The sequence below is a fragment of the Arcicella gelida genome, assembly GCF_034931025.1.
Classification (GTDB): domain Bacteria; phylum Bacteroidota; class Bacteroidia; order Cytophagales; family Spirosomataceae; genus Arcicella; species Arcicella gelida.
This window is the reverse complement of record NZ_JAYGIL010000048.1, coordinates 13,338-28,318: the sequence shown is the minus strand read 5'-3', so window position 1 is coordinate 28,318 and position 14,981 is coordinate 13,338. Positions and strand designations below refer to the sequence as shown.

16 protein-coding genes are annotated in these 14,981 nt (G+C 34.1%); 12 read left to right on the top strand and 4 right to left on the bottom strand.

What is annotated here, in order from left to right:
• Positions 1-500 precede the first annotated feature (500 nt).
• The 5 genes from VB776_RS23555 to VB776_RS23535 all read left to right on the top strand — a co-directional run bounded on the left by VB776_RS23555 (position 501) and on the right by VB776_RS23535 (position 4,803).
• Positions 501-1,157: a DUF1361 domain-containing protein gene (locus VB776_RS23555; protein WP_323699299.1), complete on the top strand. Its 657-nt coding sequence runs from the start codon at positions 501-503 to the stop codon at positions 1,155-1,157.
• A 20-nt stretch (positions 1,158-1,177) separates the two neighbouring features.
• Positions 1,178-1,537 carry a diacylglycerol kinase family protein gene (locus VB776_RS23550; protein WP_323699298.1) on the top strand — a complete coding sequence of 120 codons (360 nt, stop codon included), beginning with the start codon at positions 1,178-1,180 and terminating at the stop codon, positions 1,535-1,537.
• 41 nt (positions 1,538-1,578) lie between these two features.
• A complete protein-coding gene (locus VB776_RS23545; RefSeq protein ID WP_323699297.1) occupies positions 1,579-2,412 on the top strand; it encodes a DUF4290 domain-containing protein in 834 nt (277 codons plus the stop codon).
• 65 nt (positions 2,413-2,477) lie between these two features.
• Positions 2,478-3,785 carry a UDP-N-acetylglucosamine 1-carboxyvinyltransferase gene (gene murA, locus VB776_RS23540; RefSeq protein WP_323699296.1) on the top strand — a complete coding sequence of 436 codons (1,308 nt, stop codon included), beginning with the start codon at positions 2,478-2,480 and terminating at the stop codon, positions 3,783-3,785.
• Between the two features lie 226 nt (positions 3,786-4,011).
• Positions 4,012-4,803 (top strand): sterol desaturase family protein, encoded by a 792-nt coding sequence (locus VB776_RS23535; RefSeq protein WP_323699295.1) that lies wholly within the window; start codon positions 4,012-4,014, stop codon positions 4,801-4,803.
• 126 nt (positions 4,804-4,929) lie between these two features.
• On the opposite strand, the gene VB776_RS23530 is transcribed toward VB776_RS23535, so the two are convergent.
• A complete protein-coding gene (locus VB776_RS23530; protein ID WP_323699294.1) occupies positions 4,930-5,565 on the bottom strand; it encodes a LolA family protein in 636 nt (211 codons plus the stop codon).
• Between the two features lie 256 nt (positions 5,566-5,821).
• Between VB776_RS23530 and VB776_RS23525 the strand changes: the two genes are divergently transcribed.
• The 3 genes from VB776_RS23525 to VB776_RS23515 all read left to right on the top strand — a co-directional run bounded on the left by VB776_RS23525 (position 5,822) and on the right by VB776_RS23515 (position 9,360).
• Entirely contained in the window at positions 5,822-8,266 is a 2,445-nt protein-coding gene (locus VB776_RS23525; RefSeq protein ID WP_323699293.1) for a hypothetical protein, read from the top strand.
• Positions 8,267-8,367: 101 nt separating this feature from the next.
• On the top strand, positions 8,368-9,171 hold the full coding sequence (locus VB776_RS23520; protein WP_323699292.1) for an inositol monophosphatase family protein: 804 nt from the start codon (positions 8,368-8,370) through the stop codon (positions 9,169-9,171).
• Positions 9,172-9,189: 18 nt separating this feature from the next.
• Positions 9,190-9,360, top strand: coding sequence for a FeoB-associated Cys-rich membrane protein (locus tag VB776_RS23515; RefSeq protein ID WP_323699291.1), 171 nt, complete (start codon positions 9,190-9,192; stop codon positions 9,358-9,360).
• Positions 9,361-9,429: 69 nt separating this feature from the next.
• On the opposite strand, the gene VB776_RS23510 is transcribed toward VB776_RS23515, so the two are convergent.
• Positions 9,430-9,861, bottom strand: a complete 432-nt coding sequence (locus VB776_RS23510) for an FKBP-type peptidyl-prolyl cis-trans isomerase (RefSeq protein ID WP_323699290.1) — start codon at positions 9,859-9,861, stop codon at positions 9,430-9,432.
• 207 nt (positions 9,862-10,068) lie between these two features.
• Between VB776_RS23510 and VB776_RS23505 the strand changes: the two genes are divergently transcribed.
• Genes VB776_RS23505 through VB776_RS23490 form a run of 4 tightly spaced genes read left to right on the top strand, consistent with a single transcriptional unit; the run spans position 10,069 to position 12,725 of the window.
• Positions 10,069-10,311 (top strand): CBU_0592 family membrane protein, encoded by a 243-nt coding sequence (locus VB776_RS23505; protein ID WP_323699289.1) that lies wholly within the window; start codon positions 10,069-10,071, stop codon positions 10,309-10,311.
• Positions 10,308-10,973, top strand: coding sequence for a cyclase family protein (locus VB776_RS23500; protein WP_323699288.1), 666 nt, complete (start codon positions 10,308-10,310; stop codon positions 10,971-10,973). Before VB776_RS23505 ends, VB776_RS23500 begins: the two co-directional genes overlap by 4 nt.
• Before the next feature lie 6 nt (positions 10,974-10,979).
• Positions 10,980-12,158, top strand: coding sequence for an MFS transporter (locus VB776_RS23495; RefSeq protein WP_323699287.1), 1,179 nt, complete (start codon positions 10,980-10,982; stop codon positions 12,156-12,158).
• Between the two features lie 3 nt (positions 12,159-12,161).
• Complete coding sequence (locus VB776_RS23490) at positions 12,162-12,725, top strand: DNA-3-methyladenine glycosylase (RefSeq protein WP_323699286.1); 564 nt, start codon at positions 12,162-12,164, stop codon at positions 12,723-12,725.
• 3 nt (positions 12,726-12,728) lie between these two features.
• On the opposite strand, the gene VB776_RS23485 is transcribed toward VB776_RS23490, so the two are convergent.
• Both VB776_RS23485 and hemH read right to left on the bottom strand, forming a co-directional pair.
• Positions 12,729-13,622, bottom strand: a complete 894-nt coding sequence (locus VB776_RS23485) for an EamA/RhaT family transporter (protein ID WP_323699285.1) — start codon at positions 13,620-13,622, stop codon at positions 12,729-12,731.
• A gap of 173 nt (positions 13,623-13,795) precedes the next feature.
• Positions 13,796-14,860 carry a ferrochelatase gene (gene hemH, locus VB776_RS23480; protein WP_323699284.1) on the bottom strand — a complete coding sequence of 355 codons (1,065 nt, stop codon included), beginning with the start codon at positions 14,858-14,860 and terminating at the stop codon, positions 13,796-13,798.
• Positions 14,861-14,981: the final 121 nt, after the last annotated feature.

Sequence of the window (14,981 nt, the reverse complement as noted above, 5' to 3'; positions counted from 1 at the left end):
GACTTATCCATAAAAATGACAATTATTGTTGCTAAGTTATTTAAAGTTTTTTGTTGGGGCTTTGATTTTTTAAAAAATCAAAGCCCCAACAAAACTTACACAACTAAGGGGAGGGTGCCCCATTTTTTTTTCACCGATGATAAGTGGTAGTGTTACAACATCTATGGGTGCTTTACTTATCCTTTTATTTGAAAGACATATATCCGACGAATGGCTCTTGGCAATATTATTATTTAGTATATTATTATTACTTTTTCAAGTCTTTATTATAGAACCATGCCTGTTTTTAATTAGCTATTTCAAAAAGATTGATTTAAAAACCTATTATTATTTTGCGATAAGCTGTTGCTATTTTTTGTCAACATTAATTGTAGATATTACTTCTTCAAAGAGTTCTGTTTTTGAAGAAATCAAAAATTTTGTTACCATTTTTTCATTCTGTTTTTTTTACTCCTTAGTCAATATTTATTTTTACAATCTATTTTATTTCAAACATAAACATGAAGATTTACAAACAGAAAAGTCATAACAAAATACTTTCTAATTTGGCTATGATGTCCGCTTTAGGAGTTTTTTTATTCCTTTTTGAAGCCATAGTACTTCATAATACTTATTTGATAGGTATTAATTGGAATTTATTTCTGGCTTGGGTTCCTCTTTTTATTGTTTTGTACATGAATAAACAAGTCAAAGCTAAAGCTTTATCCAAAAACAGAATGTTGATTTACAGCTTTTTATGGCTATTATTTTTTCCGAATGCACCTTATATTATTACAGATTTGGTTCATCTGCATCCATATCAAGGAAATTCGTATTGGCATCATCAAATCATGATTTATACTTTTGCTTTTGTAAGTTTAATTTGTGGTTTGCTTTCTTTGTATTGGATTCAGAAAATTTGGGAGGCTACATTTTCGAAGTATTGGAGTATGATTTTTGTAATCGCATCTGTAATACTTGCTGGATACGGAATATTTTTAGGAAGAATTCAACGTTTTAATTCATGGGATTTATTTACTCATCCTATGGCATTATTAAAATATGTTTTACATTCGTTCAGTAATCCAACTGCTATTTTAATGACCTTTGAATTTTCTGTTTTTATAGGTTTGGCTTATTGTATGCTTCACAGTTTGATTCATTTGAATGACCAGTAATTTTAACTCATAAATAAAAAATGATTGATTTTCAGAAATTCATAAAAAGTACTTCGTTTGCCATCAAAGGAATACGCTCGATGGTGATTTCTGAAAACAATGCAAGAATTCATCTTTTAGCAAGTATTGTGGTTATTTCAGCAGGAATTTATGTTAAACTTTCTGCACAAGAATGGCTTTGGATTGCACTGGCAATCGCTTTAGTTTGGATTTTGGAAGCTATCAATACTGCCATTGAAGCTTTAGTAGATTTAACTTCTCCAGATTTTCACCCATTGGCAGGCAAAGCCAAAGATATTGCAGCTGCTGCGGTTTTAATTGCGTCAATCTTTGCCGTAATCGTAGGAATTATCATCTTTTTCCCTAAACTTTCGTTATAAATATTCATCTTGCTGAAAGTTTTAAGGCTTTCAGAAATTCATTGAATAAATATTCCTATTTTTGCCTTTTAGCAATAGCCATTCACGACGAATACCGAAATCGTCCTTATTATATCATGAAAGAATACGGAACCAACGTCCAGAAATTAGTGAACCATATCTTAACGGTTCAAGATAGAGAAAAGCGTACCAAATATGCTTATTTATTGGTTGAATTGATGCGTCAGGTTCACCCAAATATGCGTGATACGCAAGATTATACGAACAAACTTTGGGATGATTTATACATCATGTCCAATTTTAAATTGGATGTTGATAGTCCTTTCCCTCCTCCATCACCAGATGCTGTTGGTAAACTTCCAAAAACTGTTCCTTATAATACGCATCATTTACGTTACCGTTATTATGGTCGTAACGTAGAATTGTTAATTGCTAGAGCCATTGCTGAAACAGACGATAATGAAAAACGTATTTTGGTTGCACATATCGCTCGTTTGATGAAAACCTTCTATCAAAACTGGAATCGTGAAGTAGTTGATGATGAAGTAATTTGGGGACATATTCTTGAGATTTCTAACAACACGCTCGCTCCTATCGTCCATGCTATTTCTGGACATTCGTCATTAGGGAATTTACGTAATGCCAATAATCGCCCTACTCCGCCAAATACACATGGAAGTAGCAATGGTGGCAGAAACGACAATAGAAATAATAATAGTAGCGGTCGTCAGAATTTTGGAGGAAGAAACGACGGTAATCGTGGTGGAGATACCCGAAATAGCGGTGGAAGAAACGATAATCGTAACAATAATAACGGTGGAAGAAACGATAATCGTAACAACAATAATAACAGCAACAATCGCAATAGAAGATAGTTTTTGATTTAGGTAAATCCAAAATACTTATCTCAAATTATAGATAGACAATTTAAGGTTTAAACATGGCATCATTCAAAGTAACTGGTAGTCGCCAAATGAAAGGCGAGATTATTCCGCAAGGAGCAAAAAACGAAGCATTACAAATTTTGTGTGCAGTAGTATTAACAAAAGAACCTGTAACGATTCACAATATTCCGAATATCAGAGATGTGAATCAATTAATCGACCTACTTGGTGATATGGGCGTTCGTTGTACACGCATTGCAGAATCTTCGGTAAAATTTGATGCCTCAGAAGTAAACTTAGATTACTTAAATTCAGAAACTTACAAGAAAAAAGCGGCGGCTCTTCGTGGTTCGGTTATGTTATTAGGACCAACCTTAGCTCGCTTTAAAAAAGGAAGAATTCCTTCACCAGGAGGAGATAAAATTGGTCGACGTAGATTAGATACGCACTTCTATGGTTTTATGAAATTGGGTGCTAAATTCAATTACAGCCAAGAAGACGGAGGAATTTATGAAGTAGATGCTTCACATTTAAAAGGAGCTTATATGCTTTTAGATGAAGCCTCTGTAACTGGTACAGCTAACATCGTAATGGCGGCAGTTTTAGCAGAAGGAACAACGACGATTTATAACGCCGCTTGCGAGCCATACTTGCAACAACTTTGCAAGATGTTGAATAGAATGGGTGCTAAAATTACAGGCGTTGGTTCAAATTTATTGACCATTGAAGGCGTTGAATCTTTGAATGGAACAGAACATACCATGCTTCCTGATATGATTGAAATTGGTTCATTCATCGGAATGGCAGCCATGACTCAGTCGGAAATCACGATTAAAAATTGTTCTATTCCAGATTTAGGAATTATTCCTTTAGTCTTCCAAAAATTGGGTATTAAATTAGAAATCAGAGGTGACGATATTTATGTTCCTTCGCAAGAACATTACGAGTTAGATACTTTTATTGATGGTTCGATGCTTACTGTTTCAGATCATCCTTGGCCGGGTTTCACGCCAGACTTACTAAGTATCGTTTTGGTGACGGCAATTCAAGCAAAAGGAACGGTATTGATTCATCAAAAAATGTTTGAAAGCCGTTTATTCTTTGTTGATAAATTGATTGAAATGGGTGCTCAAATCATTCTTTGCGACCCGCACCGTGCAACAGTAGTTGGTTTGAATCGCCAACAACAATTAAGAGGAATCAGAATGACTTCGCCAGATATTAGAGCTGGAGTTTCATTATTAATCGCTGCAATGTCGGCAAAAGGTACTTCAATCATCGAAAACATCGAGCAAATCGACAGAGGTTATCAAAATATTGATACTCGTCTGAATGCCATTGGTGCTGAGATTGTAAGACTTTAAAGTGTGGAGTTTTAAGTGCGGAATGCTGAGTTGAGAATTATGAGTTAAAAAAAATCCCAAAATTCATTACTGTTCGCTCAAAGCTTTTTTAAAACATTTTTCGGTTCAGTAAAGTTGAAAGTAAGTAACACATTTGAAATAAACGATGAAGCCACAATATTTAAAGTACTTATAATCAATACTTTAAATCCAAAATTCATCATTCATAATTCATAATTCTTACTACATGATACCAAACGTATTTAATTTCGACTTTACTGAACCGATTGTTTTTTTCTGGCTGTGCATGGTCATATTTGTCATTGTGATTTTTCGCTACTTTTTATTAGCAAGTATTTTCCATGTTTACTTCTATCTCTGGAAACCTGAAAAATGGCAAATTAGAAAACTCAACAAAAAACAATATCCTCCAAAACAATTTCAAAAAGAAATGTTTTGGTCATTAGTCACAGCTTTGATTTTTTCAATTATCGGAGCATTTGCCGCAATACTTTGGCAAAAAGGATTTACTGCTATTTATCTTGACGTTAATACCTATCCATTAATTTGGTTTCCAATCAGTATTTTGCTTTCAATGTTTATTCATGAAACCTATTATTATTGGCTTCATCGTTGGATGCATCAACCAAAAGTTTACAAGATTGTACATTATGTGCATCATGAAAGTAAAATCACTTCGGCTTGGACAGCCTTTTCTTTTCATCCGATAGAAGGTATTTTAGAAGCCTTGATTATGCCCGCCATTGTGATTTTTCTACCGATGCACATTTACGCTGTTGTGATTCATCTCACTATCATGACGATTACAGCTGCAATCAATCATTTAGATATTGAAATTTACCCAAAAAATTTATTCGGAAATTTATTAGGGAAGTACATGATTGGTGCAACACATCACAGCCATCATCACAAATATTATCGTTATAATTACGGACTTTACTTTACCTTTTGGGATAAATTAGGCAAAACCGAAAGCCCAAATTTTGTAAAGGAGTTTGAGGAGCGGAAAGAGATATAAATAAACAAAAAGAGTAAAGGTTTAAATTTGGTGGATAACCTATTCAAATTTAAACCTTTACTCTTTTTATCTTGAATCTTATTTCTTAAAGTCTTATAGTCTAAAATCCTAAAGTCTTCACAAAATCTATCTCAAATCATTCACCTCAACGCCTGGAAATTTACTTTTATCAAACACAAAGTATTTGTCATCAACAGGAACGTTTGGCACAAAATTACTCACTTTAAACGTTTGACGCTTGCCACTTTTATCAGTGATAGTCCAGCTTTTTACTGATTTGTCTTTTTTGTTCAATTTGATTTTCACTTTTGAAACTTGTGTTCCTTTTTTCTCTGGTGAAAGTTCAATTACTTCGTAAGACTCTCCACCTTCTTTTACTTCTTGAATAAACACATAGCGGAATCCTTTTTTATCAAATGAATAAATTTTTGATGGATTCAAATCATTATCAGACGGTTCATAATCAGAAATATTAACTTCATTTGTTTCTTTGATATAAGTAGAAACTTCTTTTCCATTATTATAAATCTCCTGACCACTCGTTTTTAAGCGATATTTCTGTCCTTTTACTGTAATATTTCCTTGTAATACTTGTGTTGAGCCATCAGCACCATACGAAAATGAAGCACTAAATGCTTTCATTGATTTGTACTTTTTCTGCATTGCATCGATAATCACTCCAGCCTTTGAATCTTGAGCTTTTACCCCTACTACATTAATTATTAGGCAAATGGCAAGTAAAAAAATGTTTTTGTTCATCATTTTGTAATATATTTTATTTTGCTTTCGTTTGGACAAAACAAGTAAGGTTTGGTTTAACACAACCATAATAAAAACACAAAGGTGCTTAAAAAGTTCATAATTTCCATCAATCCAAGGATTGATTTAACGATTTAACAACCTTATTTTTTAATACTATCGAATTTAAAGCGGTGTACGTCGCTTTCATGCAAAATTTCAAATTAGAAACTTTATCTTTGCATACAAGGTAATTTAAGTCCAAATCTTAAGAAAAAATATGCAGTTTTCATTCAAGAAATTCCTCCCACATTTGTACGCAGTAATTGCTCTAGTTGTGCTTGCAGGAATTTACGCCTCTCCAGCCTTACAAGGCAAAAAATTAAAGCAACACGACATTACGATGTCTTTGGCTTCCTCTCACGAATCTACCGAATTTACAAAAGCAACAGGCATTGTACCTTGGTGGACAAACTCTATGTTTGGCGGAATGCCTGCTTATATGATTCACGGAGCTTATCCGAATAGTATTGGTTCTACCGTTGGCGGTGAAATTATGGGATTTTTACCTTCACCAATCAACGTTATTTTCTTAGAAATGCTCGGAATGTATATCCTCTTAATTGTACTCGGAGCAAACATTTGGCAATCAATCATTGGTGCTATTGGTTATGCTTTCTGTACACTCAATATGGTGATACTTCCAGCAGGACATATTTCTAAAGCCATTGCCTTGGCTTATGCACCAATGGTTGCGGCTGGTGCTGTTTTGTGTTTTAAAGGTAAATACTTACTAGGCGGAGCATTAACAGCGCTCTTTATGAGTTTAGAAATCTATGCCAACCACGTACAAATTACTTATTACTTTGGTTTGATGCTATTTGGTTATGTAATTGTAGAAATTATTAACCATGTAAAATCTGGAAAAATCAAATCTTTGGTTTTTGCTCTATTGGCATTGGGTTTGGGTTCATTTGTCGGTGTGGCTAACCACACCATGAGGCTTTGGAATAACTACGAATACTCCAAAGAAACCATTCGTGGTAAATCTGAATTAACGACTAATACACAATCTAAAGGTGGTTTAGACCGTGACTACGCATTCAGTTATAGCTACGGAATCGGTGAAACAGGTACTTTATTGATTCCCAATTTCTATGGTGGAACAATGGGCGGAAGTTTAGGTGGTAAAAAATCTGAAACCTTGAAAGCGATGGTAAACGCTGGTATTCCTGAAGAAAATGCTTTACCATATACAGAAAGAGGTCCCGCTTATTGGGGTGATCAACCTATCGTTGGTGGGCCAGTTTATGCTGGTGCTATCATTTGTTTTCTTTTTGCTTTAGGAGCATTTTTAGTTCGGGGTTCATTAAAATGGTGGCTAGTTGGTACAGCAGTATTTTTTACGATGCTGGCTTGGGGTAAAAATTTCCCTCTTTTAAATTATCCAATGTTCGATTACTTCCCGATGTTTAATAAGTTCAGAGCAATCACGATGATACTTTCGCTTACTCAATTAGCGATGGTAATACTGGGTGTTCTGGCTTTGAAACAAATTAGCGATAATAAACCAACGTTTGAAGAACTTAAAAAACCTTTAACATACAGTTTAGCTTTCACAGCTGGCTTATGTGTTATTTTTGCACTTATTCCAAGTTTGTTTTTCAATTTCAAATCTGTGAATGATGAAGCAATGCAAATAACAGGCGACAAAGGAGTAGATGCTCAGATTTTAAGAGCAATTGTACTTGACCGTGAATCGTTGATGCGTTCTGATGCTTTTCGTTCTTTAGCATTCATTTTATTAGCGGCTGGCTTACTTTGGGCTTGGGTTACTGGTAAAATTAAAGAATCATTATTCTATCCAATTTTGATCTTACTTATCTTGATTGACTTATTTGGAGCTGATAAACGCTATTTCAACAACGATAATTTTGTCTCAAAATCAGAGTACGAAGAAATATTTACGCCAACAGCGGCAGATGAGCAAATATTGAAAGATAAGAGTATTTATAGAGTATTTGATGCAGCTGCCTCAGGTGGATTTAGTAGCGATGCTACGGCTTCTTATTATCACCAATCAATTGGTGGTTATCACGGAGCAAAATTGCGTCGTTACTCAGAGATTATTGAAAACCAAATTGCCAAAAACAATATGCAGGTTTTGAATATGCTGAATACGAAATATTTTATTATTCCAAATCAGCAAACTGGTCAACCAGTTGCACAACAAAATCCAGAAGCTTGTGGAAATGCTTGGTTTGTAAATTCTTTCAAAATTGTAGCAAATGCCGATGAAGAAATGAAATCTTTAGATAAGTTTGACCCTAAAGAAATCGCATTTATCGACAAACGTTTCGCTGACCAAGTAGCTAATTTAAAAATTCAACCTGACAGTATTTCAAATAAAATTGTGCTGACTTCTTATAAGCCAAATGAGTTGACTTACCAATCAGACAATAAAACGGAACAATTGGCGATTTTCTCAGAAATATTTTATCGTGGAAACCAAGATTGGAAAGCATATATTGATGGACAGTACAAACCACATTTAAGAGCGAACTATATTTTGAGAGCAATGGTAATTCCAGCAGGAAAACATAAAATTGAATTCAAGTTTGAACCAGAATCAGTAAGTAAAGGAAATAAAGTTGACCTTATTATGTCTGTAATTTTGGTTGGAGTATTAGGATTAGCCATCTTTTTTGAAGTAAAGAAAAAATAGCTTTTGGGATTTGGGTATTTAGATTTCGGACATCGGATTTTAAAAATATTTTTTAAGCGATTTGGCTTAGAGTTGATTTAAAATAGTAATTAAATAACATTTTGAATTTAGAAATTTTAACCTCAGAAGTAAGCAAATTGGCTCGTCAGACGGGAGAGTTTGTTAGAAAAGCAGCCTCAGAATTTAGTAAAGACAGTATTGAATATAAAGGCTTAAATGATTTGGTTTCGTATGTTGATAAACAAACTGAGGAACTTTTAGTAGCTGGACTTTCTAAAATACTTCCTGAAGCTGGATTTATTGCAGAAGAAGGAACAGCTGAACAAGCTGAAAATCATGATTTAGCTTGGATTATCGACCCAGTTGATGGTACAACAAATTATATTCACGGAGTACCCGTTTTTGCGATTTCAATTGCTTTAATCAAAGAAAGTAAAATTGTGTTGGGAGTTGTTTATGAAATCAACAGAGATGAATGTTTCTCTGCTTGGCTTGGTGGTGGAGCTTATTTGAACGAAAAACCAATAAAAGTATCGTCAGCCAAAACTTTAGGAGAAAGCTTAATTGCAACAGGCTTTCCTTATTATGACTTTGAGTTGATGGAAAACTACATTGGTATTTTGAAAGAATTGATGCAAAAATCTCATGGTTTACGTCGTTTTGGTGCGGCTGCCGTAGATTTAGCTTACACAGCTTGTGGACGATTTGATGGATTTTTTGAATACAATTTAAAACCTTGGGATGTAGCAGCTGGTACTTTAATCGTGCAAGAAGCAGGAGGATTTGTAAAAGACTTCAAAGGTGGAGATGATTTCGTATTCGGACGTGAACTAATTGCGGGTTGTGCAATGTTTCTAGAATTAGAGGAAGTGATTGTTCGTAATTGGAATATCACAAAGTCTTAAATTTTAATAAAGACTGTCATGGAAAATGTCATCATTGCTATCATATTTTTATCTGCTGTGGCTTATTTAGGCAATATTGTTATTAAAAATTTCAGTATTAAAAATAAAGCAGGCTGTTCTAAAGGCTGTGGCTCGTGTGGGGCAATAGATTTTGATAAAATTGCAGCTGAGATGGAGGCTAAAAGCTAAACAGCTTTCGCATAAAAAAACCTCTAGGGATTTTCCTTAGAGGTTTTTTTATGCGTATGAAAAAAGTAATTAACCAATCGCTACTAATTCAATATCAAAAATCAAATCTTTTCCAGCTAAAGGATGATTGGCATCTAAAGTAATTGTTGTGTCTGTTACTTCAGTTACTGTTACTGGCATTACTTGACCAGAACCATCTTGGTGCATATTTAATTGCATACCTACTTCGTAAGGAATATCCGCAGGAATTTCTGCTTTAGGAAATACCGCTAAATAATCAGGATTTACTGGTCCATAAGCTTCTTCAGCAGGGATATGAACAGTTTTTTTCTCTCCAATAATCATTCCAGTAATACCATCATCAAAACCTTTGATAACCATTCCTGTTCCTAATTCAAACTCTAAAGTTTCACGTCCTGCCGAACTATCAAATACAGTTCCGTCTGTTAATTTTCCTGTGTAATGGACGTTTACTTTATCGCCCGCCTTTGCTTGTGCCATTTTATCAATTATTTTTAAAATTTTCGGTAAAGGTCGTAATTTTTATGGAAAAACTGGGCTTTGTCTAAATGAAATGTTAGTAATCAACTGCTAACTCGGCTTAGTAAATAGTAAAGTATTTTTAATATTTCAGTCGTTACAGACATTATAATTCACCAAATCGCTCAATTGCTGAAATCAATGTATCTTTGTTAAAAGCTTAATTAAATGTATTTACTCTTTGTTGAAATTATCGGTTGGATTGGCTCAGTACTTATCGTTGGGGCATTTGCTTTAAATGCTTTGAATAAGATTTCATCCACTTCCATCAATTACCAATTGGCCAATCTTTTTGGCGGAATTTGTTTCATCGTCAATACACTTGAACACAAAGCTTACCCTTCTGTTTTTGTGAATATAGTTTGGGTTCTGATTGCAATTTTTGCCATTTTAAAAGCTAGAAAGCAATGAAATTTATAGATTTAAGTCATGTTATTGAAGAAGGAGTCGTTACTTATAAAGGACTCCCCGCCCCTGTTATTTGTGATTTTTGGACACGTGAAGAATCCAAACAATGGTATGAAGAAGGAACTTCGTTTCAAATGGGAAAAATCGAAATGGTTTCTAACACAGGAACATATTTAGATACACCTTTTCATCGCTATGAAGATGGAAAAGATTTATCAGAAATCCTGATAGAACAAACTGCGATGCTAGATGCCGTTTTAGTAAGTATTTCTTACAAAGAGCAGCTAAGTATTGATAAATCATATTTTGAAGGATTAGACTTGAAAGGTAAAGCTTTACTCGTTCATACAAGTTGGGATGAAAATTGGAAAACGGATGATTATTATTCAGGGAATCCTTTTCTTACGGCTGATGCGGCTGAATATTTGGTTTCGCAAGGAGTAAAATTAGTCGGTATTGATTCTCATAATATTGATGATGTTTCAGGAAAATCCAGACCAGTTCATACGATTTTATTGAAAAATGAAATCCTAATTGTAGAACATTTATGCAATTTGAATGAAATTCCATTGAATACTCCATTCAAATTTTCAGCAACTCCACCCAAAGTAAAAGGCATGGGCACTTTCCCTGTAAGAGCTTATGCCGTAATTGAAAACCTTTAATTATCCTTGAAACCAAGATATTTACTTCCAGTCGTTATTTTTGCTCAATTTGCGGGTACTTCTTTGTGGTTTGCACTTAATGCAGTCCTCAAAGATTTACAAGTATTATATCCCAATACATCCAATTTTCTGGGAAATATGACCTCCGCAGTTCAGTTTGGTTTTGTAATGGGTACAGCAATTTATTCAATTTTCACATTAAGTGATAGATTTTCTCCTGTAAAAGTATTTGTCGTTTCAACACTTATCGCAGCTTTTTTTAACCTTCTAATTGTTTGGATTAAGCTTGATTTTCAAGCTCTTTTAATCATTCGTTTTTTAGTTGGCTTCTTCTTGGCTGGAGTTTATCCTGTCGGTATGAAAATCATGGCAGATTGGTATGAAAAAGGCTTGGGCAGAGCTTTAGGATATTTAGTTGGGGCTTTGGTTTTGGGTACTTCTTTTCCACATTTCATTGCTTATTTTTCATTAAAGATTCACTGGGAATCTGTTATTATTGCCACTTCTATCATCGCTTCAATCGGTGCTTTGATGATGTTTTTATTGATTCAAGATGGTCCTTTTCGGAAAAAAGCTGGAAAATTCAATCCTAGAAGTATTGTAGCATCCTTTAAAAATCCTTTGTTTAGAACATTTTCATTTGGCTATTTCGGACACATGTTTGAAGTATATACTTTTTGGGCTTATGTGCCAATCATGATTCAGCAATATAATCAGCATGCTAATTTTCACTTCAATACTTCTCTGTGGTCATTCTTAATAATTGCATCGGGAATGTTAGCTTGTGTATTGACAGGTGAGTTTTCCGCTAAATTCGGGAGTGCAAAATTGGCATTTTTCTGCTTATTACTTTCTTTAATCTGTTGTCTGCTTTCTATCTATTTTTCACAAGTCAACCCTTTTGTATTCATTACAATTATGTTAGTTTGGGGAATGAGCGTAGCTGGCGACTCACCTCAATTCTCAACTTTAATCTCACAAAATACTAATCCTGAATATAGAGCTTCATCAATCACTATCGTAAACTGTATTGGCTTTGCCATCACGATAATTAGTTTACAAATTTTACAATTGGCAAGTCAATTCATTCCAAATAATTATATTTATTTGATACTAAGTTTTGGACCAGCCATTGGTTTGACAAGTACTTTTAATCGTACATTTCTGATTAAAAACAATGCTTAAAATATGAATTTATTAACCTCAGACACACTTACAGTTGCCAAAAACCTGTTGGGTTATCGTTTGGTTCATGAAAGCGATGAAGGAATTACTGCTGGAATCATTGTAGAAACAGAAGCTTATTTACAAGACGACCCTGCTTGTCATGCTTATCGAAAAAAGAGTCTCCGAAATGCTCCAATGTTTGGCGTAGCGGGGACTGTTTATGTGTATCAAATCTATGGTATGCACTTTTGTGTAAACATTGCGACCAATCAAAAAGATATTGGTGAAGCCGTTTTGATAAGAGCTTTAGAACCAATTGAAGGAATTGACCTGATGGAAAAAAGACGTAAAAGTAATGTTTTGAAAAATCTATGCTCTGGACCGGGGAAATTAGTACAAGCAATGGGCATTCATAAAGGCATGAACGACTGGCATATTTTAGAAAATGATTTAAAAATACTTCCTCCACTTTCAGATTATTCCGAAACACCAATTGTTACAACTACTAGAATTGGCATTACACAAGGAGCTACATTACCTTATCGTTTTTACTTAAAAGACAATTCATTTATCAGTAAAAAATAATAATTAAAACAATCCTTGATACGAAATCAAACCAATGGACATTACAGCCAAGATTAAGCCTATTTTATTGAGTAAAGTAAATTTTTCTTGAAAGAAAATAAAAGCAACCAATGCCGAACCTACAATTACGCCAATATTATAAATCGGTAAAACGAATGCACCATTATTTTGGTAAGCATCAAGGGCTTTTAGCAAATAATAGAAAGATAAAAAGTTAGGAATTCCTAACGGAATAGCCGCAAGTAAACTCTTGAATACCAACTTTTCTTTCCCCTGAATTATTCTAATTCCCAAAACAATTCCTCCAATCAAAACAGAACCCACTAAAATGGTCAAGGTAAAAGGAATTGTTGTTCCCGATGCGGTTACATACTTTGCATTCAGATAATTAAAAGTTGTATTCGTAATGCCGTACATTACAAATACAGCAATTGGTAATAGCCAATCTATATTTTCTTTTTTATTACTGCTATCGCTTTCGCTCTTTTTAAAAGTACTCAATGCTACTGCTACGATGGCTAACACTAATCCTAAATAATTCAAAGTATCAAAACTACCACTCATTTTCAAAACAACTAAACTGAAAATGACTGGCACTACCAACGACATATTATTTGCCAGAGAAGTCATCGCCATGCCAATACGTTGCGTAGAAATGCCTGAAAGCATAAAAGTAATGACAAAACCTACACCCAAAAGCATGGCTAATTGTGTTGATGTTTCAGACAAATCAATGCTGAAATGCTGATTTTCTGGCAAAAACAACAATCCTGTAATGATACAAACTGGATAATTGAGAATAATAGTCTGAAAAGTATTAACACCAAAACGTGGGTGCAGTCGAAAATTAATTAACAATAAAACCGAGAAAATGATACTGAGTAATAAATCTATCATATCGAAGAATGGTTAAATGCTTTTAAAGTTGATGAGTTCTTAATCCCTATTATTCAAATTTAAGCATTGTAATATTATGTTTAAACAAATATTCCCGAATTCAGGAAGATACTTTTATACGAAAGCATCATTTCCTAAATTCGGGAACGTATAATTATTCAAATAAGCTATTATTACGCTTTTTTAACCAAGTCTTCTAATAAATCAACCCACATCGGTGAATTATTTAGGCTTTCTACCAATTGCCAATGTTGTCCGCCAAATTCTTCAAACATTTCACGGTACTCTTCACCGATTTCGATGGTTGTTTCTAAACAATCGGCGACAAAAGCTGGAGAGAAGACTAAAATTTTCTTTTTGCCTTGTGCTGCCAATTCTTTAATTACAACATCAGTATAAGGCTGAACCCAAGGGTCGCTTCCTAGTCTTGATTGAAAAGTAGTAGCATAAGTACCTTCTTTCAAACCTAATTCTTTTACTAATAATCGAGTCGTTTCATGACATTGAGCTCGGTAACAATATTGATTCATTGAGTGAATAGTATCGCAACATGAACCAAATTTACAAGTATTCCCTGTACAATCTCCTTTTCTTATTTGACGCTGTGGTAAGCCGTGATAACTAAACATGAAGTAATCATAATCTTGTTTAGCCATATAATTACGAGCCGCCGTTGCGAAGTATTCTATGAATTTCGGATGGTCATAAAAAGTATTAACAAAACTTATTTCAGGAATAATTTGCCATTCTTTTACAATTTGCATGGTTTTTTCATAGACCGAACCTGTACTTGCAGAAGCATATTGTGGAAAAAACGGCACTACAATAATTTTTTTATAGCCCGATTTTTTGAACAATTCCAAACCAGCATCCATACTTGGGCTTTGATAACGCATCGCCAATTTCACATCATAATCTTCGCCCAATTGTGCTTGCAACATTTTCTCGATGTCTTCCCCGTAAAATTTTAATGGTGAGCCTCTTTCTGTCCAAAGTTCTTTATATACTTTAGCTGATTTAGGTGCTCTGAATGGAGCAATGATAAGATTCACTAACATCCATCTAAAAGCATAGGGAATGTCGATTACTCTTCCATCCATTAAAAATTCACGTAAATATTTACGGACATCTGGCGTATTTGGCGAATCTGGAGTACCCAAATTAACAATTAATACACCTGTTTTAAGGTTAGTTGCTACTGATTTTTCAGACAACACGTGTGGTTCTTGTACTTGCATTGTAATAATTTATGTTTCTATTATTTACGCAAAAAATCGCTAAAGAGATTGTTTAAAGACAACATTCAAAGTGCAAATTTGTTTGATTTTAATGTTTCTACCGCTTTTTTGTGAATTTTAT